General features: G+C 68.4%; 1 pseudogene. It reads right to left on the reverse strand.

The window, feature by feature from the left end:
• Nucleotides 1–256: pseudogene (locus E0702_RS17935) on the reverse strand (thiamine pyrophosphate-binding protein); the annotation flags it as partial.

Below are 256 nucleotides of genomic sequence, written 5' to 3' on the forward strand. Positions count from 1 at the left end.
ATAGGCCCAGCCCTGCACATCCTGGGGCAGGGCGAGGAAGGCCGGGCCGCAATCGGCCGGGTCCAGCATGGTGGCCAGCGCCGCGGGCAGGGACTGGATCACCTGCGCGGGGTGCGTGATGCGATCCCAATACCGGGTGACCGCCTGGAACGCATCGTTCAGACCCAGCGCCGGGTTGCCGTAATGCTCCAACTGCTGCAGCACCGGATCGGGCAGGCGGGTCAGGAACGTGTCGCCGCACAACATCAGCATCGGC

It is taken from the genome of Halomonas marinisediminis (assembly GCF_004347715.1).
In the GTDB taxonomy this organism is placed as follows: Bacteria; Pseudomonadota; Gammaproteobacteria; order Pseudomonadales; family Halomonadaceae; genus Halomonas; species Halomonas icarae.